Source organism: Nitrosomonas sp. Nm132 (assembly GCF_900100485.1).
Lineage (GTDB): Bacteria > Pseudomonadota > Gammaproteobacteria > Burkholderiales > Nitrosomonadaceae > Nitrosomonas.
Genome location: NZ_FNDH01000025.1, coordinates 16,436 through 38,500, shown reverse-complemented (window position 1 = coordinate 38,500; position 22,065 = coordinate 16,436). Strand labels below are relative to the sequence as shown.

Below are 22,065 nucleotides of genomic sequence, written 5' to 3'. Positions count from 1 at the left end.
TCCAAGGTTGGCATCAAAACCAAGCGTTTAAAAGCAGGATGGGATAATGAGTATTTACTCCGGGTTATTGGGATAATTTAAGCGCGATTGCCCTGATAGAGAAGCATCTTTTATTTGGTTTCAATAAATTTTTGTTAAAATATGCATCAAAATCAAAAAAATATAATTTTTGTTCAATTGCCAAGAAATATTGATTGAATATAAGAATACCGGGGAGGGTAACTAAATAATGTTTTCATCTACCTCTTTCAGAGGTATCAAGTTAAAATTTTGCTCTCTAGCAAGAATTTATTTCCTGAAACTAATTTTGAGTTTAGTAACCACTGCTGTCACGTTTCAGGCTCACTCTGCAGAATCTACAGATTCAACTAGCCAGAACTTTAACTGGTCACAAACACCGCCAGTAACAGCACTGCCGCGCGTAGGAATTTTCGGGATACCGCCTGCTGGTCCTGGTTATTATTCACTCTGGGATTTAATCACGGGAAATAAACGCGAAACTCCGCCGATTTCTCCCTATGCTCCTTCTGCATTGCTTCCAACCTCTGCGTTTGATATTGATTTTCGCTACCTCGAAAAACCTGATCATGAAAAAGATTTTTTTGATCCACTCAAACGTATTCATCTAAATGATGACTGGCTACTCTCCTTTGGGGGTCAATTCTGGTACCGATACATGCACGAAACGGATATGCGTTTTAGTAATGCTAATGCACCTGATGCTGACAATAGATATCATCTATTTCGCACACGTTTCCATGCAGATCTTTGGTATCAGGACAGATTTAGATTATTTGCTGAATTCCTAGATGCGCGCACCTCCGGTCAAGATTTACCTGCGTTAGCCATTGATAAAAATTATACTGATATGCTGAATCTTTTCGCAGATATCAAGTTAGGACAGTTCCTGGATGGCCCGGCGTATATGCGGATCGGTCGACAAGAATTACTTTATGGCTCTCAAAGACTGATCTCTACTTTAGACTGGGCCAACACACGTCGAACCTTTCAAGGTATCAAGACATTCTGGCGTACCCCTGCTTTTGACTTGGATGCCTTTTTTATGAGGCCTATGACAACAGAGAAGAATGAGTTCGATAACTGGGACTTTGATCGGAATTTTTTTGGCTTATGGGGCACGTATAAACCAATGAAAGGTCAATTGCTCGATCTATATATTCTCAGTTTGATTGATAACCGAGTTGTTAAGTCGGCAGATATTCTGAGTGGCAATATCTTGCAAGGCGATTCAGTCTTACAAACTGTGGGAGGACGGATAGCAGGTGATTACAACCGGTTTTTATACGAACTTGAAGGAATGTACCAGTTTGGCAGACGTTCCCATCTTGATATATCAGCTTTTGCGGTAGCTTCGGGTGTAGGATATCATCTTCCCTTTCCTATGAACCCCCAGTTTTGGTTACGCTATGATTTCGCCTCCGGCGACAGCAACCCGCAAGATGGTAGAACAAACACGTTTAATCAACTTTTTCCATTTGGACATTATTATCTAGGATATATGGATCAGGTGGGACGTCAGAACATGCATGATTTCAATGCGCAAGTAACGTTACATCCTCAACCCTGGTTCACATTTATCGCACAGTATCATCGATTTTATTTAGCAAACAAGCGTGATTTTCTTTACAATGCTGCTGGTATGGGAACTTTGCGCGATGCAACAGGGCAATCAGGTAGCCATATCGGTGATGAAATTGATTTCCGTGTGAATTTTCATGTAAATCGCCATCACGACGTGCTCGTCGGATATTCCAAACTATTCACAGGTAATTTTATTGAAAATCGGCGACCTGGCATTTCACCTGATTTCTTCTATACTCAATATACTTTCCGTTTCTGATTTTTAAGAGAAATAAAACAATGAAAAAGCTGCTATTGATTATGACTGTCGCCTTTACGACCTTTTTACTGGAACCGGCATCTGTTTTCTCCGATCAGACTGACAAAAATGTCGCAAATGCTTCATCCGCTAAAGCAGAGAAATTACCAGGTGATGAAGGTATAGTCGTATCGGTACTGGATACTACTGGCTATACTTATATGGAACTGGAAAATGGTGGCAAGCGTTTCTGGATTGCAGCGCCTACCACCAAAGTCAATGTTGGTGATCATATCCGCTTTGTTGAAAATATGTCGATGCATAACTTTACCAGCAAAACCCTGAATCGGACATTTGACCGGCTTATCTTTGTGACCTCAACCAAAGTAAAGGTTTCTCAATAACCCGGAGCAATGATCTTCCAGATCATGTGATTGATTTCTCTACCTGTTAAGTATGTTTATTTGAAGCTTTGGATAGCCAGCACGTCATTGTCCCGGATCAACAAATCCAATGAACAATTTACTTTTTAGATTTCTTATTTCATCCCGATATTGAGCTGCCTTTTCAAATTCCAAGTTTTTGGCTGATTCCAACATTTGTTTTTCCAGTGACTTGATTTCTTTCGTTAGTTGAGATTCGCTCATACGATCGTAACGAGCCTGTACTTGAGCTGCTCCAATTTGCTGCCGCGCATGCTCACTATCATAAACTCCATCGATGAGATCTTTGATACGCTTACTGACACTTCGTGGCGTAATATTGTTATTCTGATTAAATATAATTTGTTTTTTTCGGCGCCGTTCAGTTTCATCTATAGCCCGTCGCATTGAATTTGTAACACGGTCAGCATAAAGAATGGCAGTACCATTGATATGGCGTGCTGCTCTCCCCATGGTTTGAATTAAAGAGCGCTCAGAGCGCAAGAATCCTTCTTTATCAGCATCCAGAATCCCTACTAACGATACTTCTGGAATATCCAGCCCTTCTCGTAACAAATTGATCCCAACCAATACATCAAACTTGCCAAGACGCAAATCCCGGATAATTTCTACTCGCTCAACCGTGTCGATATCAGAGTGGAGATAGCGCACTCTAATCCCATGATCAGAGAAGTAATCGGTCAAATCCTCTGCCATACGTTTAGTCAATGTTGTGACCAGCGTTCGCTCCCCTTTGGTTGTTCGCACAGAAACTTCTGACATCAGATCATCTACCTGCGTTGCTACAGGACGTATGATGATCTCCGGGTCAACTAAACCCGTTGGCCGAACAACCTGTTCGGCAACCTGACCACTTTTTTCTTGCTCATATGCTGCCGGTGTGGCCGAGATAAAAATTGTCTGAGGCATCAATTTCTCAAACTCATCAAATTTTAGTGGTCGATTGTCCAATGCTGAAGGCAACCGGAAACCATAGGTTACTAGATTTTCCTTACGCGATCGATCACCTCGATACATGCCTCCTAACTGTGGAACGGTTACATGACTCTCATCGATTATCATTAAAGCATTGGTTGGCAGATAGTCGATGAGCGTAGGCGGAGGCTCACCAGACTTTCTACCTGAAAAGTGACGCGAATAATTTTCGATACCTTTACAGAAGCCCAGCTCATTCAGCATCTCCAAATCGAAACGAGTGCGTTGCTCAATGCGTTGAGCTTCTACCAGCTTATTTTGCTGCTGAAAAAATGTGATACATTCAGCCAATTCAGTTTTGATAGTCTCAATTGCCCGCAGGGTTGTACTTCTCGGTGTCACATAATGACTTGAAGGATAAACAGTATACCGCGCTACCTTCTGCAGAATTCGTCCAGTTAGCGGATCAAACGAAGATATACTTTCTACGATGTCATCAAACAGCGATACTCGAATGGCTACTTCTGAGCTCTCTGCTGGAAAAATATCGAGTGTATCGCCTCTTACCCGGAAAGTGCCGCGACTGAATTCAAATTCATTTCGCTGATATTGCATCCCGGTCAGGCGCTTAATAATATCGCGCTGAGATATTTCTTCATGTTCACGCAGATGTAGAATCATACTGTGATAGTCAACTGGATCACCAATACCATAAATACAGGATACCGTTGCGACGATGATGGCGTCTTTGCGTTCGAGTAGAGATTTGGTTGCAGAAAGTCGCATTTGTTCAATGTGTTCATTAATACTGGAATCTTTTTCTATAAAAAGATCCCGGGATGGAACATATGCTTCGGGTTGATAGTAATCATAATAAGAGACGAAATATTCAATTGCATTTTCTGGGAAAAATTCACGCATTTCTGCATATAACTGGGCTGCCAGTGTTTTATTGGGCGCAATAATGATCGCGGGACGTCCCAATCGTGCAATCGTATTAGCTATTGTGAACGTTTTACCTGAGCCCGTTACTCCTAGTAACGTTTGACAAAATAATCCAGCTTCGACACCTTCAATCAATTTACTGATCGCACCAGGCTGATCACCCGAGGGCTGAAACGACTGATATAGTTTATAAGGGCTGTTGGGAAAGGTAATAATCACAGGTATAATTTGAACGTAAGAAACTTGCTTGTTTAATTCTACCATGTTGGGTATCGACCATTTCAGGAGCACAGTTGTGGAACTCTCAAAACGCGCACAGGCCATTAAACCATCCCCTACCCTAGCTGTCACTGCGAAGGCTGCAAGGCTTAAATCTGAAGGTAAAGATATTATAGGGCTCGGTGCTGGTGAACCTGATTTTGATACACCTCAACATATCAAAAATGCAGCGATAGCTGCAATTAACGCGGGTTTCACGAAATATACTCAAGTAGGAGGTACGCCATCACTCAAGAGTGCAATTATTGCAAAATTCAAACGTGAAAATGATTTTGATTTTACTTCCAAAGAAATCCTCGTTTCTTGTGGCGGAAAACAAAGTTTTTTTAATCTTGTATTAGCCACGATCAACCCTGGCGATGAGGTGATCATTCCTGCCCCATACTGGGTTTCCTATCCTGATATAGTACTTATTGCTGAAGGAAAACCCGTCTTTATCGAAACAGGTATTGAAGACAGTTTCAAAATTACAGCCAAACAGCTGGAAGAAGCTATTACACCAAAGACCAGAATGTTTGTTATTAATAGTCCTAGCAACCCATCCGGCAGTGTCTATACCCTGGATGAACTCAAGGCATTAGGTGAGATACTAAAAAAGTATCCAAATATTCTGATTGCATCTGATGATATGTATGAGCATATTCTTTTATCGGATGACAAATTTGTCAATATTCTTAACGCATGCCCTGACTTGCGCTCACGTACAATCGTATTAAATGGCGTTTCCAAAGCTTATGCTATGACAGGCTGGCGAATTGGTTATTGTGGTGGACCTGAGCACATCATTACTGGAATGGAGAATATTCAATCACAAAGTACTTCTAATCCTACATCCATATCACAGATAGCAGCTGAAGCAGCGCTGAATGGCGATCAATCGTGCATGATTCCGATGCAAGCAGCGTTCAAAGAACGTAACCAGTTTGTTACTGATAGACTAAATACGATTCCCGGTATTCACTGTTTACTTTCTGGAGGGGCGTTCTATGCTTTTGCTGATGCCCGTCGAGCAATACAAAAACTCCAAATGAATGGATTCATGAAAAATACTAGCGATATCGCTTTTAGTGAATTATTGTTGGAAAAAGCAGGGGTAGCCATTGTCCCTGGATCAGCATTTGGTTGCCCAGGATATATCCGTCTATCTTTTGCCACTTCAATGGAGAATTTAGAAAAGGCAATTGAGCGTATTAGTAATCTGCTGAAATAAGAAAATATAAAATCCCTCATAGGGGAACTTTCTCATAATCAAGCGATTTTACTTGGCAATTGATTGGGAGCAGATACAGTTACAGCCAAAAAGCTGAGTTAAAAGAACAGAGGGAATGGAACATACTATGTAATGACTATTTATGTTCCCAGCAGTTCGTTCCGATAATTGATTTACAAATTTGCGTATGTTTGCCATGACTGTTCGGAGGACAACAACGAAAGTGGAGATGGCGAATGGCGAGAGAAACGAATCGGGCGGATTTGGTATTGTCGGAATCTCATAGACAGATGCTGACCGAATTGAGCGAATCAAGGACGGCACCTGCACGCGAGGTAGCGTGCACCAAGATATTGCTACGATATGCGGAGGGGATTTCGATTTCCGATATCCAGCAGCAGGTTGGTGTCTCCCGGCCGACTATATATAAATGTATCGACAAGGCACTTGCTGCGGGTGTTCCTGTGGACTTGAAAGATACCTTTCACCGCCCCAAGGAGCCGGAAATTCTAGCGGATGCTAAGGCTTGGGTAGTCAGCCTCGCCTGCACCAAGCTAAAGGATCATGGTTTGGCAGCTGAATTGTGGACTCTGTCGGCACTGGCGTGCCACGTGAGGCAGCATGCTGCTGCTGGTTTTCCTCGCCTGGCGCAAGCGAACAAAACCACGGTGTGGCGCATTTTAAAGGAACACGACATCAAGCCACACCGGATTCGCTATTACCTGGAAAAGCGCAATCCCGATTTTGACCGTAAGATGCGGGAGGTGCTTATGGTCTATCAGGAGGTTTCGCTGTATGCGGACAAAACCGGACAGGGAGACCAGCCAGCTCCAGTTTACACTGTCAGCGTTGACGAGAAGCTCGGCGCGCAAGCGATCGGCCTGACTGCCCCAGACCTTCCATCCGTACCCGGCAGGGAAACATCATTGGCGCGAGATTACGAGTATGTTCGCTTTGGTACCCTATCCATCCTAGCGGCGCTCGATTTGCATACGGGGGAAATCATCGCCAACGTGGAGTCGAAGCACCGCAGCCGCGAGTTTATTGATCTGCTCAAGCGTTTGGACGCTCATTACCCTGCTGATGCCGTTATTCGTGTGGTGCTCGACAATCACTCGGCTCATATTTCCAAGGAAACGATGGCTTATTTGGCGAGCCGTCCGGGGCGTTTTGAATATGTTCATACACCCAAACATGGTTCATGGCTGAATCTTATAGAGTGTGCCTTTTCCAAGACGGCTCGTACCTTTCTTCGCCATATTCGGGTCTCGTCAAAGGAAGAACTCAGAGAGCGAATCCTCAAAGGCATTGCGAAGTTTAACGAAATACCGGCTTCATTACGTTGGAGAAAGTTCGATTTGGGGCTTGTTTAATTTGCAATTGTTTTAACGGAACGATCTGCTAGTTCCAACTAGAACACAGGGTTCTAGATTAATATTCCTGAATAATGCACAAGAAATGTAATCAACTTCTGATCACAGCTAGCGCATACCCTGTCATCTACAAATTTATTGCATCTCATCATACTATTTCCACACAAAATACAATTAAATTGTAATACATAAGGAATTATTTTCGTAACTACCCTCACCTCACTACTCAATATTCCACAAATAATTCTTTACAATCAGGAATTTCTTCAATCGATCTAAACGGTCAATATTCAGTAATCAAAGAAACTCAAACAGCATATTCTTGCTTTACTTTTGTTGCTGCACTTAGTGCAACTTTCTTAGTCTTCCCTGCACGAGATGGAATATTACATAAACCACAAACATGGTTGGAATGTATTTCCAAGCTATGGACTATAAAACTACCATTACATTTAGTACAAAGTGTGACACACAATACTTTGCTTTCAAGGAAACGCACCAGAGTCCACGCACGCGTTAAGCTCAGAATGCGCTGAAGATGATTAATCTCAATATGCTCAAGATATAGCTTGTAACTTTTTATAATGGCATCAATACCATAAACATTTGTATATTTAATAATATAGTTATAAATGTTAATGAATAGTGAAGAATGCACATTTGGTTGCCAGCTTGTAAACCAGTCCTCAGAGTAAGGCAGCATCCCTTTGGGAGGAGAAACTCCCCTTATCTCCTTATATAGCCTTACAAGCCTCTCACGACTTAATTCTGTATTTGTTTCTAAAACCTGTAACCTAGCTCCAAGTTTAATTAATTCAGTAGCAAGCTGAATTTGCCTAGCTTCTGACAAAAGACTCTTTTCTCGCATAGAATGCTCCCCACTCCATACTAAATCAACCAATAATTTCAGCCGGTAATCCGGCCATTAATATAGCAGCGTGCGATTGGGTCAGAGCACGATCTCGGCTATGATTAGATAAAATCTCAGCAATGAGCCGATCATCAAACCGGAAACGGCACAGCAACATATTAGAAGTAGCCATTTTTAACAGCTGACTAGAGGTAAGATTCTCCAGAATATTTGCAACATCTTCACTAATACCAAGTCGATATATCGCCGTAACCTTATCTTCACGCAACAACTGTTGAGCTAGTAACATGTAGCCAAGATTGATCTCTCTTATCTCATCAAGAATCTGACTTGTTTCCATATCGATGCTCCTTATTCACACGATTAGATTTAAATTGAGCACATTCTCAATCCAAGCATATTCTCAATCTTGTAACTATGAAAGTAAATGGAACATCAACCAAATGAATAGTCAGTATTTCACTAACTTATTTGTAGGATTTTTCCCTATATACTAGAAGTCCATAGGGTAATCAGATAGATATAGTGATATTTCGCTCTTTTATCTAGCTATATATCGAGCGATCTTACTAAAAACGATATATATATATATACCCATCGCACATGAAATTTCGGCACTCAGGTGCTACCGATGATTTGGAAATTATCAGCTAATAGTGTGCGTAATTCTGCTTTGTAATGATCCGATGATGTGAAAAAAGCTTCGCAAGTGCTTTTGAAAAGTGAAAAAGTTTCATAATAGCAACCATACAGAATTTTCTTCTTGAAAAACTTCCAATAACGTTCAATCAAGTTTAGATTGGGTGCGTACAGCGGCAAAAATACGAGTTTTATTTTTGAGTCGTTGAGATAGTCACTGATCAGTTGGGATCAATAATAACGCGCATTGTCACAAATAATGTAAATCGATGCTGCTGTTGGATGGTGTGCCTTGATTTGCTGAAACAATTGGATATGATGTGGCAAAGAAAGACCGGCAAAATAAATTTTGATTTGAAATTGGAATAAGTTGCTGCTAACACGAAGACCTGCTGCAAGGGTAACATAGTAAGCAACGATAACATTTCCCATTCAACGAGCTAATTTTTTGCTGCATAATCAGTCGATTATATAGGCGTAATGCGTATTACCCGTGGATCATCTGCGAACTCCAATAACAAACGGCGTACACGAGCCTGCCATGCATTGGCAAATGCGCTGCGCTGCGAATCATCTGCGCGATCTTGTAAAATAGCCATCAAACGTCCACTCTGCTCAGGATCACCTGGTATCAAAGAAACATCGAGCTCTACTGCCACACTTGCACCAGTATCGAGACGTTTGAAGAAAATAGCTTCTCCTTCTCGGCGATCCGCAAAGCTAAGCAATCCTTTACGTTTGAAGTGTCCCTGAATTCCATGAAAGCCATTATCAGCAGCAGCACCAGTTAATAACGTCAGCACTTGCGCTATAACACCCGTGGTGCCTTCATATTCCGGCGCAGGCATATGTACCGCAATTGCGCCGCGTTCGGCAAGCTCATCCGGATAAAGTGCTATTAGCGCAGCACGCCCCATAAGGAATGCGCCAGCGACAGTAGGACAGGAGTGGCCCGCTAAACGTACTGCATCGAGATAATGGTATTCCAGTATGCCGTCACGTGCAGCACCTAACATGGCTGCAAATGGATCACGAGTCTGTACTACAGGTGCCAGTTCATAAAAATCAGGAAAATCCATGTGCTATCACCTCTTCAAATTGATTAAAATAAGTTAGGGATGGGTAGTCAAGTTTGTAAAAATTCGTTGATAAAATTATGAATCAAGGTGATTACCGTTGATTCAAGCGCATTTGGGTTACTTAGCAGCATTACCAGTAATCATCTATCCGAGCAAACGCAATCATAGGGCTTTATCTGCTCATCAGTTACATATCAATCGCGTTGAGCATTTTATCACTAGCAACGTATGGTATTTCAGGACAAAACAAGTAACGCGCTGATTCGAGGTATTTTAGTTTTTTATAGCAAAATTAATTAATAAATAGTCGATCAGAATGAGATCATGGTCTCATTGTTTTCAGTGCTTGCGCCCATTTATGCAGCTCGTTGAGCAGTGATGTTCCCGAGTTGATATGATGATCGCTAGGTGCAAAATTTTTGTTCTCATCAATAAGTGTGGAAACATTTTGAACTGACACTGCCTCTACCATTGGCATCATTTTTAATGTGGTCAAGGTAAGTTTCTCAATCAGAGCAGATCGCAACCCACCTGAAATACCGCCATAACTGACAATCCCAGCAGGCTTATAGTTCCATTCCTTATAAACGTAGTTAAGTGCATTCAGAAGTGATGGTGGCGGACCAAAATTGTATTCTGGAGTAACGAACACATAGGCATCAGCTGCATTTACGCTGGCGGCCCATTTTTTGGTATGTTCATGCTGGTAGCGCTGGTGAATGGGATGTTCCGGCTCATCGTATACTGGGAGATTAAATTCTGCGAGATCGATCAGTGAGACTTGAAATTTGTTATGTTGCATTGCGACTCCATGGAACCACTTGGCAACGTGAAGCCCGACACGACCAGGCCGGGTACTGCAAATAATAATATGGAGGTTAAGGGTCAAAACTTTTCCTTATAAAAGAATTAATATTCAGACTGAATGAAATACGAAAGCAGCTTGCGGGTAACTGCAATCTTTCTGCTATAGCTGTCCTATTTCTATCACCATGCTTACGGCTCAGTTCCAGATTATGTAATGACTCGCGCATCGAAAGGATAGCGACGCGGTATATGTTGGACAGTTATCCATTGATCGGTAGTAAATGCGGCTACCGCCCAAATACCATTGAATCTACCAATACCAGAATTCTTTTCGCCACCGAAGGGGTTATAAGGCAAATCATTCACCGGTTGATCATTGACATGCGCCATACCTGCCTCGATTTTCTGTGCAAAGCGAAGACCACGCTCGACATCGCGCGTAAATACAGCAGCAGCAAGCCCAAGCTCTGTGTCGTTGGCGATATTCAGCGCATCTTCTTCATTGCGTGCACGTAGGATTGGTGCAATTGGGCCGAATGATTCCGTTTGTGCCAATGGCATCTGATTCGTTACTTGGGAAAATATATGAGGAGGGAGAATAAGGCCTTGAGCTTCACCGCCGACGACTTGGTTTGCCCCAGCTGAAATAGCTTCCTGGATTCGGCTACGGAGACCATTTAACTGGGATTCATTAATAATGGGTCCGATCATGGTATCAGGCGCGTTCGGATCACCCATTTTCAATTGGCGTACCCGATCGGCAAAGCGCTCCAGGAACTCATCGTGAGCACGGTCATCGATAATGAAGCGATTAACGCTCATGCAGGTCTGGCCTTGGTGTAGAAACTTACCAAACACTGCGGCTTCTACTGCTTGTTCCAGGTCAGCATCATCCAGTACTACGAAGGGACCATTACCGCCCAACTCTAGTTCAAGTCGTTTCAGAGTGGGTCCCTCAGCTGCCAGTCTTGCGATATTGCGGCCAACTGGGGTTGAACCAGTAAACGATATGACGCGAGGAATGGGGTGGGTAACAAAGGCATCGCCAATCTCGCTCCCTGCACCAACAATCACACTGAATACACCGGGAGGAAGTCCAGCTTCCTCCAGAATTTTAGCCAACAGCAACCCGCCCGTTACAGGGGTGTCACTGGCTGGCTTGACGACAACGGCATTGCCAACCGCGAGTGCGGGCGCCACAGAACGGACGGTAAGCTGCATAGGCCAATTCCAGGGACTGATCACGCCGACGACACCCACAGGTTTGCGGTACACCCGGCTTTCCTTGCCGGAAATATCAACCGGAAGAATCCGACCTTCCACCAGGTAAGGCAGAGTAGCTGCTTCCAGCAATACGCCATGCACGGCATTCCATTCCAGATTGGCTTTGATGCGCGTTCCGCCAGATTCATGAATCAGCCATGACACGATCTCTTCACGACGTGCTTCCATGATTTGTGCCGCGTGACGCATGACTGCTGCCCGGTCACCCGGCAGTAATGCCGCCCAACCAGGCTGTAGGACAGCGGCACTACGGAATGCCTCATCCATGTCATCACGATTGGCATATGGAATCTCGACCAGAACATTTGCATCATAAGGATTAAGGTCTCGCAGAATCTTCTCTCCATTGCCGTGGCGCCATTTGCCACTTATGGGTAGTTGATCGAAGTTTGAGTAGGGTGACAGAGATTGTTTACTTTCTTTCATAACGCATTCTCCATTTTTGTTTTACTCGCAAATTATCTGGTTGAAATTTTTACGGAATGAAGTTTATGAATCTTGCTACAGCCGGATAATCGGTTTAATGGTGATGCCTTTCTCACTGTCTTCTGCCGCCTGATTGATTTGATCGAGGGAATAAAACTTCACCAGCTTGTCGAAAGGAAATCTTCCCTGTTTATAAAGCTCAGCGAGTGCTGGAATAAAAAGATCCGGCTTACTATCGCCTTCAATGATTCCAATGATACGCTTCCCTGTCGTCATCACCCCGTTCACATCGAAGCTCGCTTCAGTGCCTAAGGCCGGTGCGCCGACAATACCGCACGTTCCTCGGATAGATAACGCATCAATGGCTTGACGCAATACGGCTGGTCGTCCACTCGATTCCAGTGTGAAATCAGCACCTCCGCCCGTTATTTTGCGGACAGTCTCAACGGGATCGACGTCGTGACTATTGATTGTATGGGTTGTACCAAGTTCCATAGCCAACGTCAACCGTGATGGCACCACGTCTATAGCGATAATGGTGGCAGCGCCTGCGATGCGCGCAGCCATCACGGCACTCAATCCTACTGCGCCGCCGCCGAAGGCTATAAAACTGCTGCCCGGATTGACTTTTAATGCATTTATAACTGCTCCGGCGCCAGTCTGAATGCCACAGCCAAGTGGCCCGAGCAGCTCCAAGGGCGCATCTTTGGGTACTTTGATGACGTTGCGTTCATGTGCTAGCGCAAATGTGCCAAACGATGATTGCCCAAAGAAATGGTCGTGAATCGACTCTGGTGTATTGACTGTTCCATAGGTTGACGTACTGCCGTCTTCGCGTGCACCGCAAAAATTCAGTGCATAAAAACACTCGCAATAAGTCAAATCGCCACGTAAACAGGACTTGCAGTGACCGCACCACATGTAAGTCAGCACAACATGATCGCCAACAGCTACTTTTTTTACGTTGCTGCCAATCTGTTCGACCACCCCTGAGCCTTCGTGCCCCAGCACCACCGGCAGGGGTACTTCATAGAGCTGGTCGCGCGCGACCATGTCGGTATGACACATACCCGTTGCTACGATCCGGATCCGCACTTCATCGGAGCGTGGCTCATCCTGCACCAGCTCTTCGATGTGAAAAGGCCCGCCTTTCTGACGGACAACAGCTGCCTTGATTGTTCTCACTTGTACCTCCGATTTGGAAATTGTCATTTCCTGTTCAAAGTCAAAATGAAACTAGCGAATACCCGATTTTCCCGGCGCAAGGATACCATTGGGATCCAGCGCTTCTTTAAGTGTCTTGTGAATATTCCGCTGTACTGGACCATAGGTCTCAGCGACTTTATCCATAAAAGCCGTATTGACGCGATAAGTTCCATATCCTCGCGCAGAGAATTCGGTCAGCAATTCATCAAAGCACTGGTAAGCCGCTTTCGTCTGCTCAGGATCAGTTTTATCGTACAGCACGTCAACAATATGATGCATATCGCGCATCCCAACGATGAATTCTCCGGAATAATCCAGTCCGTACTTGGCCAGTATCTGCTTGGTCAGAGCCATTTGTTTGAGGGTTTCACTGCCGCGCGCTTGAGAGACGGGCGCAAACCACATCGACCCACCACCTCCCCGCCAGTTATACAAGGAAAATTCCGTGAGCGTCATTTCTCCCCGCATGAGCTTAGCCCGGTAAGTAAATGCAGGATCATCTGCTGCTTCTTGTTCCGTCAGGATCTTTGCTTTGCCAGATTGACCGAATGCTTGTGTTACGATCTTCCAATTCACATCAATCTGCTCTTGGGTTCCATAGAGGGCTGCATACACGTTCCAGATTCCCAATTTGTGATCCTTGGTGATCTTGCGAACCGCTTCATCTGGGATTGATCCGGATCCGGACACGTAATCACTACGCCGCGCCTTTACGGGTGCCTCATATAGCGCATGGGCGATGACAACAGCGTTGGGAATGACACCGCTAATGCGCAGCGGGCGAATCGTCTCCACGATTTCCACAATATCTTCTTCATGTTCGTATTGAATGACGAACGGCTTAAATGCTGGGGGTTCTGGCATGAGCCAGAAGCCGAATTTAGTGACGATGCCATAGTTGGATTGTGTAAAAATGCCATCCAGGTAAGGACCATACCCCCACTTGAATACCTGCCAGGTGTTGGAATTGGGCATCGAACCCATGCCAGTGCGTAATACTTCGCCATTTGCCAGCACAACTTCCATGCCGCAAGCAAATAGGAAATGTTCGCCATATGGTGTATAGCCAACGCCGCGATCTAGCGTATTACCAACCGGCCCCGCAATGGCGGAAGGCGCAGGCATCGATAGCCATAAGCCCAGTTTGTGTTCTTTAATGTAGTCGTAGAGTTGTTGATAGGTTACGCCCGGCTCGACCAGGGCATAGGCTAAATCCTTATCGACTTCGAGAATGCGGTTCATGCGCTTGAGATCAAGCACGACCTGACCACGTTCTGCAGGTGCTGCGGCACCATAGCCCAGATTTTTTCCGGTAGAAATCGTCCAGATCGGCACCTTGAATTGATTACAGATCGCAACAATTTTCTGGATCTGCTCGACTGTTGTCGCCAGGAGGGCTGCGGAAGGCGTATGCTCTGCATCGGGCACCGGCATCATGGTCTTAATATAGGGAGCCAGTTGTTCTGCGCTGATAAGCACAGCTGTGTCACCGAGTACACTGCGAAAACTGCTGATGGCGGCATCAAATGCTTTCTCGGATACCCCTTTTGGCAACGCGATATATTTACTGGTCATTCTGTGTTTTCTCCCTATACGTCTATTACAAACGACACGAAATGTTTTCCCGATAACTCTTGATTATTCCGATTGCGCTGACTTGGTCGATGTACGAATGCGCGAGCGGAACAAGATTCTTGATTCGTCCCCAAACCAAGTGCGGTAGCAACAACAGCATAACCGGTGGTCTCTATCCAGTTCTCTAACTGAGGATGTTTAATGGCTGCATCATTCGCTGTTTTATCTTCATAGGTCTGGAATTTATCTACTCGAGGGAGTACGGATCCCCAATTTTCTGCTCCCTTCCAGCCAACTAATTGACTGGCTTCTATCAGAGAGATTCCGGCACAATGTAAATAAGTTGTTGGCTGCTCAGACAGCCTATAAGACAAAAATCCCGATATTGATGAACCTTTTATTACGCCATCACCAACCGATTCTCCAAGAAAATTTTCGACGATAGAGAAATTATGCTGGTTTGGAATAAGCTCAGATGCTAGCAATCCTCCAGCACTGTACGCGGGTGACGCGGTAGCCCACACATGACGCAGAGGAAAGGAGATATCATTGCCGGAAGAAAAAGAGTGTGAGCCAAGTGAAAGTAGACGACCTTCAAAATTTCGCACCAACTCAGTGAATATGGCTGCGCTGGCATCGTCCATGACGGCAATCCAACGAATATTGCGGGATTGTGTCAATAATTCAGCCACTCTTAGAGGATTGGTTAATAGTTCATCTTCTAATCTTATTATCGGCAATGTGCCTTGACGGTAATTTGTATAGCTAGTGCAAGCGGCATAAGCGCCTCTGGCAAATGCTTCGTCTATTGTTGTGTTTCCCAGCAATAGCTGGCAATTTCGGGTACTCCCAGAGGGAGATTGGCTAATGGATACTGCTTGAGTGATGCTAGGAGTGCCGAGGGCCAACAAGGTTCCTCCAGTAAGCATACCTTTGATGAGGCTACGTCGAGTTTCATCCATGGGATGGGCCTCCTTAGTGCTTAGCTTCTTTTTTTGAAATAAAATCCGCCAATTTTACTAATGATTCATCATCGATTTCTGAAGAACGAAAGGCTGGCATGGCTCGGCTTCCGTTGCGAACCACTGTGCGGATATACTCGGTAGGAAGCTCACGATTGCGAATAGGCGGCCCAACTTGAGCTTCGTGACAATAAGCGCAAATCTTGGCATAGATTTCTGCACCATCCTTCCATACAAATCCACGACCAGGAATTTCCTCCGGTGCTGACCATGCATTGCTCGCCGCGAAAGCAATTGCGAGTATGAAACCAGACGCTATGCTTTCCAATTTTGTTTTTTTCATACTGACCCTCCGAAGAATCTCAGCTAGATATTGAACTGGCATACCTTGCGTACTTTATCCAAAGACGGGCTTGTTTTTGTCTATAGAAGCTCTAGGCAGCGTACCAGAGTTTCTTACATTATCAAAGTACTCTGTCTGACTTTTTTACCTGGAGACGGATCAATCCTCGCACCCGGTAAATATTTTATAATTATCTTTCTGAAATTTACGAAAGAATATAAAGCATTGAAATATATATTCTTTTCTATTCATTCAAATGCCCAAGAAATCCTCCCGATTGATGATTCCAGAGCGTTGCATAGAGCTGATTATGAGAAAGTAATTCTGCGTGACGGCCTTGTTCAACGATACGCCCTTTGTCCAATACAATGAGTCGATCCATTGCTGCGATAGTGGATAAGCGGTGGGCGATCGCGATAACTGTTTTACCCTGCATGAGTTGATATAGATTTTGTTGGATACTGGCCTCCACGCCTGAATCGAGAGCAGATGTCGCTTCATCCAGAATCAGGATCGGGGCATTCTTCAATAATACCCTGGCAATCGCGATACGTTGACGTTGGCCTCCTGAAAGATTAACGCCGCGCTCACCGACGAACGCATCATAGCTTTCTCGGCCGTTACTATCCACAAGGGCCTGAATGAATTCATGAGCATGAGCAAGTTTTGCGGCTTCAAGCATCTGTGCTTCAGTCGCATCAGGTTTACCGAATAGTATATTGTCGCGAATGGAGCGGTGAAGCAATGAAGTATCTTGGGTAACGATACCTATATTGGCACGTAGGCTATCTTGAGTAACTTGGCGAATATTCTGCCCATCGATCTGGATATTGCCTTGCTGAACATCATAAAAACGTAATAACAGGCTAATCAAGGTGGACTTGCCAGCGCCTGAACGTCCGACAATACCGACTTTTTCACCAGCGGCAATATGCAAATCAAGGTTATTAAATACCTGCTCGCTTTGCTTCTGATCTATTCGATTGTAGACGAATCCGATGTGGTTGAAATCAATAGCACCAGATTTTACTTTCAACGGAATAGCATTGGGAGCATCCACGACGGTCTGTGGTTCTGATATCGTATTTATGCTATCGTGGACAATCCCAATATTTTCGAATAGCGCGCTGATTTCCCACATGATCCAGTGTGACATGCCGGTTAGGCGTATCGCAAGGCTCAGGGCGATTGCGATTGCCCCTGTGCTGACATTTCCGTTAATCCATAAATAAATTCCCAGCGCGCCAACACTGAATACCAGCAGCATGTTACTGCCCCATACACACCCAAGCAGCTTGGTAACCAGGCGCATTTGCGGGTGAACGGTGGTCAGGAAATTTTCCATGCTTGTTTTTGCATACTCAGACTCGCGCTGGTTGTGTGAGAATAACTTGAGTGTCAAGATATTTGTATAACTATCCACAATGCGACCGGTCATGGTAGAACGTGCATCAGCCTGCAGTTCAGAGATTTGTTTTAATTTTGGAATGAAGTAATACAATATGGTTGAATACACAGCCAGCCAGATGAGCAATGGGATGCACAAATGAGGATCAGCATTCACAACGAGAAATAAAGTGGTGATGAGGTACACACTAATGAAAAGCATCACATCGAGTGTTTTCATGACAGTTTCGCGTACAGCCAGCGCTGTTTGCATGACTTTGGTTGCAATGCGACCGCTAAATTCATTTTGAAAAAAAGCATAGCTTTGATTGAGCAGATAGCGATGGGCTTGCCAGCGCACTATCATAGGAAAATTACCCATTAAGCTTTGATACATAATCAGTGAATGGAGTAAAACCAGAATGGGCATCAGTAGCAGTATAAACAGCGATAAGCCAATCAATGAGAGCATTTCTTCTTCCAGGAAACTCTGGGGATCTTTTTCAGCCAGCCAATCGATAATCTTTCCCAGAATGCCATAGAGCATGGCTTCACCGATGGCGACACAGATGGTAAGTATCGCCATCAACAGCAAATAGGACTCGATTCCTCGGGTATAGTGGCGACAGAACTGGTACAAACCCTTAGGCGGTTCAGTGGGATGTTCAGGTGGGAAGGGATTGATTAGGCGTTCAAAGTAGTCGAGCATAGAGCATTCTGCGGAGGGGAGATGCTGGAGCAATGTGTTAGGATTATTATCTTATGCCCAAAGGATCTCTTCTAATATCAGCTACCACTGATTCGTTCAAATATTCTGAATCCAGCTATATAAGTCCCCATGGCAGAGCCAAACGATGAGAGTATGAAAATAAGCAGAATTCGTGTGACTTGATTGTGCCACCACCCTTTCAGACTAGTGGTATCACTTCTAAGGCGACTAAAATCACCTACTTTAGGTTTACGTAAATAAGTCTCTGCTAGCGCTGTAAACATTCCAACCCCTGTCATAGGATCAAGGGAGGTAATTGGGGAAGCCAGAAAGGCAGTTAAAATCGTGAGTGGATGGGCGAATGCAATCGCAGCACCTAATGCAGACAATCCACCATGTATGAGTATCCAATCGACTACCATTGCCATACCGATATCAGGGCTACGCATAAATCCTATCGTAAATCCAGTCAGAACCAATGCCACGATGATCCATGGCAGAAATTTAAGCCAGTTCGTGGATTCTGGAATGGTGTCAAGCTGCTGGATGGTTTCATCCGGATCGTTGATACTGCGGGTCTTCAGGATTTGTTCAATTCCTTTCATGTGCCCAGCGCCAACGACAGCAAGAGTGTGCTGATAGTTATTCTCCACACTTTCCTTTAACAAGCGGGCGGACATGTATTTATCACGTTCACTAATCAGGGGTTTAAATAAGTGCTTTTCGTTTTCAGCAAACTGTGAAAAAGCACTCTCCAGCACATCACCTTCTTTCAATCGTTCGATTTCTGCAGCACTCACTGATTCCCGAGAGATAATACTGGCTAGCAAACCACTGTATAACTCCATACGTCTCCACCACGGCACATTGTGGTAAATACGTTTAAGAGTAGTTCCAATCTCTCTATCAATCAGTAAAATCGGTAATTTGGCTTCCGTTGCGTCTTTAATAGCAGTTCGCATTTCTGCGCCCGGCTCGACCCCTAACCGTTCGGCCATACGTTGCTGAAAAGCGCCTAATGCCAGACTGGCAGCAACCATACTCGCTTGGCCTTTTTTAATAACTTGGAAGAGATCCATCCTTGTTAATAGATCAGGATTGACAATTGCTTTATGACGGCTTGGGCATAACTCAACAGCAACGGCATCAAACTCACCCGTAGCAATTAATTCTTTCACTTTATCTGCACTCGCTTGAGAAACATGGGCGGTACCGAGGATCGTGATTTTGTGACCATCAACTTCAAAAGTTTTAATTGGTTCTGTCTCAGTCCCTTTTTTTATTTTTGCAGATGATGTTATATGCTCTTGCTTTAATTCAGGCATGGGTTGATTAGTTTTATCGATCAAGGCTTAAGGAAAAATTGTTCTGACTGGCGAGTATGACTAATTTAATCTTGGTATCTAACGTTAAAAGTCTTTATTCATTCAGTCAGTCAGAATATCCAGAAAAACCCTGAATAAGTCGCCGCGCGGAATGAAGTGCAAAGCAGACGGAGCACAGGAAACGAAACATATCAGATAGATAGGCAAGTTTTTGAGCATCGCCTAACGCAGCTATTCTCTTGCGTAGGCACTTATTCAGTACTTCCCACGTAATAAATAAGCAGTATAGCCGATATGGCAGGCAGTGAGTACTTCACCTTCAATTCTTGTTGGTATGTACCGTGCTATGACGAATACTAACAGTTATTGAAGAAATGCAATCAGCGAAAAAGAGGGGCGAAAAAACGTTGTTGTACTGTGAAGCGTACCTGCTCAGTGCGCATGACAGGTCAACTGGAAGTCATGGCATGCAGTCGCATCGACAAAGCACAATTGACCTACTTCATCAAATCTCTCAACCTGATCGGACTATGATTATAGTGTAAGAAAGCTGGCCACCTACTCCATTAGCTCCATATCCCAAGCAAGACTAATCTTCTGGGTACCAGAATGTTTTCAGCCCTACCCAGAACTAATCAGCATTCAGTAATGCTGACTGCCAAACCACCCAACGATGTTTCCTTATATTTGTGTGACATTTCTAGGCCAGTTTGTTTCATCGCTGCAATACAATTATCTAACGGCATGAAATGCTCACCCGTTCCCCGGCGCGCCAGCGCTGCGGCTGTATGGGCTTTAATGGCACCAAATCCATTGCGCTCGATGCACGGAACTTGAACTAAGCCACCCACAGGATCACAGGTCATCCCCAAATGATGCTCAAGTGCAATTTCTGCCGCATTTTCTATTTGCTTTACAGTACCTCCCTGTGCCGCACATAGGCCCGCCGCGGCCATCGCAGCAGCAGATCCTACTTCTCCCTGACAACCCACTTCTGCGCCGGATATAGAACTACGGTGTTTGATGATGCCGCCAATGGCTGCAGCAGTCAGTAAGAAATCCCTTACATTCTCAATGCTGCCATTTTCATGCTTTACCATGTAATACAGAACGGCCGGAATAACGCCTGCTGCCCCATTAGTGGGAGCAGTCACTACCATGTGGCCTGCTGCATTTTCTTCATTTACGGCCATTGCGTATGCGCATAACCAATCGTTCAAAGTCGTTTTTCCAGGATCTTGATGAAGTTGATTAAAGAGTGTTTTAGCCCGACGAGATACCTTAAGACCACCAGGTAGTTGCCCCTCTGCTGTTAAACCATTTTCAATGCAACGTTGCATAGCATGCCAAATTTTGTCTAACCCCTCATCAAGCTCATTGGCAGATAGTTTCATCAGTTCATTAGCACGTTTCATGTCTGCAATCGAATGATTACTTTGCTGAGACATTTGTAACATGCTCCGTGCTGAATCAAATGGAAAGGGGAAAGATTTAGCTGATTCCATTTTCAAGGGAGCACTTAGCTGATTAATTTCAGCAAGCGTATTAATAAATCCCCCCCCGATTGAAAAGTAGGTTTCAGTCAGTAAGATTTTTTCGTTCTCATCAAGAAGCGTATAAACCATACCATTTGGGTGCTGAGGTAATGTTTCATTTCTATCAAAAATAATGTCATTATCCGGATTAAATGTGATAGCTGCACCATTATCTAGCATAATGGAATGCGTAACCCATAGCTTTGCAATTAATGCATTGACGTCCTGCACAGACAACGCTTCTGGAGTATAGCCGTGAAGCCCCAATACAACAGCCCGGTCTGTTGCATGACCCTTGCCGGTAAAAGCCAAAGAGCCTTTAAGCACGCAGCGAACATGCATGACTTTGTTGCTTGGCGAGGCTACGACAAACTGATTAATGCGGCCGCGAAAATCGTTGGCAGCCATCATCGGCCCCATAGTGTGGGAGCTAGAAGGGCCAATTCCGATTTTAAAGAGATTAAGAACACTGATGAACATGGGTCAAGCCTTATGCGAATTGAACTAAAGCGCCTAAAATAGATATCAAATGGCTCTGAGATTTCCGGGAATAGAGATGGTTCCTTTGTTACCTCATTATAGTATGGATATTGCAACTAACTTCATGAAATCGATAGCCCTGCCTTATTGGTTGTAAGGCTGACCAACGAATTTATCGCTCACCACAAACCAATTCGAAACCGTTTATTTGGACCAAAAGCGCTTGCCGCATCTTGCAGTGGGTGATTCGTGCCAACAGCAACTTAAGTTTCAAATAGAATGAAACACGGCGCTAGCCCGAATATTTCATAAATTCGCGTGATGATCACGCAGGATTTTGATTAATAGGGAAGTTTTGAGAAGAAGGGGTGTAGTGATTCATACACCCGACTGAGCAAAATCTTTCTTATTAATCAAAAGGCGAGTGAGGGCA

The 22,065-nt window shown here is 44.4% G+C and carries 19 protein-coding genes; 4 read left to right on the top strand and 15 right to left on the bottom strand.

The annotated features are described in order from the left end of the window. Nucleotides 1-307: 307 nt before the first annotated feature. Both BLP80_RS09880 and BLP80_RS09875 read left to right on the top strand, forming a co-directional pair. A complete protein-coding gene (locus tag BLP80_RS09880; protein ID WP_256325036.1) occupies nt 308-1,861 on the top strand; it encodes an alginate export family protein in 1,554 nt (517 codons plus the stop codon). A gap of 20 nt (nt 1,862-1,881) precedes the next feature. After that, entirely contained in the window at nt 1,882-2,244 is a 363-nt protein-coding gene (locus BLP80_RS09875; protein WP_256325035.1) for an NrfJ, read from the top strand. 84 nt (nt 2,245-2,328) lie between these two features. On the opposite strand, the gene uvrB is transcribed toward BLP80_RS09875, so the two are convergent. After that, nucleotides 2,329-4,362: an excinuclease ABC subunit UvrB gene (gene uvrB, locus BLP80_RS09870; protein WP_090542797.1), complete on the bottom strand. Its 2,034-nt coding sequence runs from the start codon at nt 4,360-4,362 to the stop codon at nt 2,329-2,331. 76 nt (nt 4,363-4,438) lie between these two features. On the opposite strand from uvrB, the gene BLP80_RS09865 reads away from it, so the two are divergent. Beyond that, on the top strand, nt 4,439-5,632 hold the full coding sequence (locus BLP80_RS09865; protein WP_090542793.1) for a pyridoxal phosphate-dependent aminotransferase: 1,194 nt from the start codon (nt 4,439-4,441) through the stop codon (nt 5,630-5,632). Nucleotides 5,633-5,868: 236 nt separating this feature from the next. Continuing rightward, the gene (locus BLP80_RS09860) at nt 5,869-7,005 is read left to right on the top strand and encodes an IS630 family transposase (protein ID WP_090542791.1); all 1,137 of its coding nucleotides are present in this window, start codon (nt 5,869-5,871) and stop codon (nt 7,003-7,005) included. Between the two features lie 307 nt (nt 7,006-7,312). On the opposite strand, the gene flhC is transcribed toward BLP80_RS09860, so the two are convergent. The 14 genes from flhC to BLP80_RS09790 all read right to left on the bottom strand — a co-directional run bounded on the left by flhC (nt 7,313) and on the right by BLP80_RS09790 (nt 21,632). Next, a complete protein-coding gene (flhC, locus tag BLP80_RS09855) occupies nt 7,313-7,873 on the bottom strand; it encodes a flagellar transcriptional regulator FlhC (RefSeq protein ID WP_090542789.1) in 561 nt (186 codons plus the stop codon). A gap of 25 nt (nt 7,874-7,898) precedes the next feature. Further along, nucleotides 7,899-8,216: a flagellar transcriptional regulator FlhD gene (flhD, locus tag BLP80_RS09850; protein WP_090542787.1), complete on the bottom strand. Its 318-nt coding sequence runs from the start codon at nt 8,214-8,216 to the stop codon at nt 7,899-7,901. Between the two features lie 278 nt (nt 8,217-8,494). Beyond that, on the bottom strand, nt 8,495-8,737 hold the full coding sequence (locus tag BLP80_RS16665) for a transposase (RefSeq protein ID WP_371128822.1): 243 nt from the start codon (nt 8,735-8,737) through the stop codon (nt 8,495-8,497). 9 nt (nt 8,738-8,746) lie between these two features. Beyond that, the gene (locus BLP80_RS09840) at nt 8,747-8,947 is read right to left on the bottom strand and encodes a hypothetical protein (RefSeq protein ID WP_090542783.1); all 201 of its coding nucleotides are present in this window, start codon (nt 8,945-8,947) and stop codon (nt 8,747-8,749) included. A 35-nt stretch (nt 8,948-8,982) separates the two neighbouring features. Next, nucleotides 8,983-9,594 carry a hypothetical protein gene (locus BLP80_RS09835; RefSeq protein ID WP_090542782.1) on the bottom strand — a complete coding sequence of 204 codons (612 nt, stop codon included), beginning with the start codon at nt 9,592-9,594 and terminating at the stop codon, nt 8,983-8,985. 322 nt (nt 9,595-9,916) lie between these two features. Beyond that, nucleotides 9,917-10,483, bottom strand: a complete 567-nt coding sequence (locus BLP80_RS09830; RefSeq protein ID WP_090542780.1) for an NADPH-dependent FMN reductase — start codon at nt 10,481-10,483, stop codon at nt 9,917-9,919. A 125-nt stretch (nt 10,484-10,608) separates the two neighbouring features. Next, nucleotides 10,609-12,111 (bottom strand): aldehyde dehydrogenase family protein, encoded by a 1,503-nt coding sequence (locus BLP80_RS09825; RefSeq protein ID WP_090542778.1) that lies wholly within the window; start codon nt 12,109-12,111, stop codon nt 10,609-10,611. Nucleotides 12,112-12,186: 75 nt separating this feature from the next. Next, entirely contained in the window at nt 12,187-13,296 is a 1,110-nt protein-coding gene (locus tag BLP80_RS09820; RefSeq protein WP_218120421.1) for an NAD(P)-dependent alcohol dehydrogenase, read from the bottom strand. 51 nt (nt 13,297-13,347) lie between these two features. After that, the gene (locus BLP80_RS09815) at nt 13,348-14,892 is read right to left on the bottom strand and encodes an FAD-binding oxidoreductase (RefSeq protein ID WP_090542775.1); all 1,545 of its coding nucleotides are present in this window, start codon (nt 14,890-14,892) and stop codon (nt 13,348-13,350) included. A gap of 14 nt (nt 14,893-14,906) precedes the next feature. Then, nucleotides 14,907-15,854, bottom strand: a complete 948-nt coding sequence (locus tag BLP80_RS09810; RefSeq protein WP_090542773.1) for a hypothetical protein — start codon at nt 15,852-15,854, stop codon at nt 14,907-14,909. Between the two features lie 13 nt (nt 15,855-15,867). Further along, entirely contained in the window at nt 15,868-16,197 is a 330-nt protein-coding gene (locus BLP80_RS09805) for a c-type cytochrome (RefSeq protein ID WP_090542771.1), read from the bottom strand. A gap of 244 nt (nt 16,198-16,441) precedes the next feature. Further along, nucleotides 16,442-18,292, bottom strand: coding sequence for an ABC transporter ATP-binding protein (locus tag BLP80_RS09800; protein ID WP_090542769.1), 1,851 nt, complete (start codon nt 18,290-18,292; stop codon nt 16,442-16,444). Between the two features lie 77 nt (nt 18,293-18,369). After that, nucleotides 18,370-19,641 carry a TraB/GumN family protein gene (locus tag BLP80_RS09795; protein WP_256325034.1) on the bottom strand — a complete coding sequence of 424 codons (1,272 nt, stop codon included), beginning with the start codon at nt 19,639-19,641 and terminating at the stop codon, nt 18,370-18,372. Nucleotides 19,642-20,252: 611 nt separating this feature from the next. After that, complete coding sequence (locus BLP80_RS09790; RefSeq protein ID WP_090542765.1) at nt 20,253-21,632, bottom strand: L-serine ammonia-lyase; 1,380 nt, start codon at nt 21,630-21,632, stop codon at nt 20,253-20,255. Nucleotides 21,633-22,065: the final 433 nt, after the last annotated feature.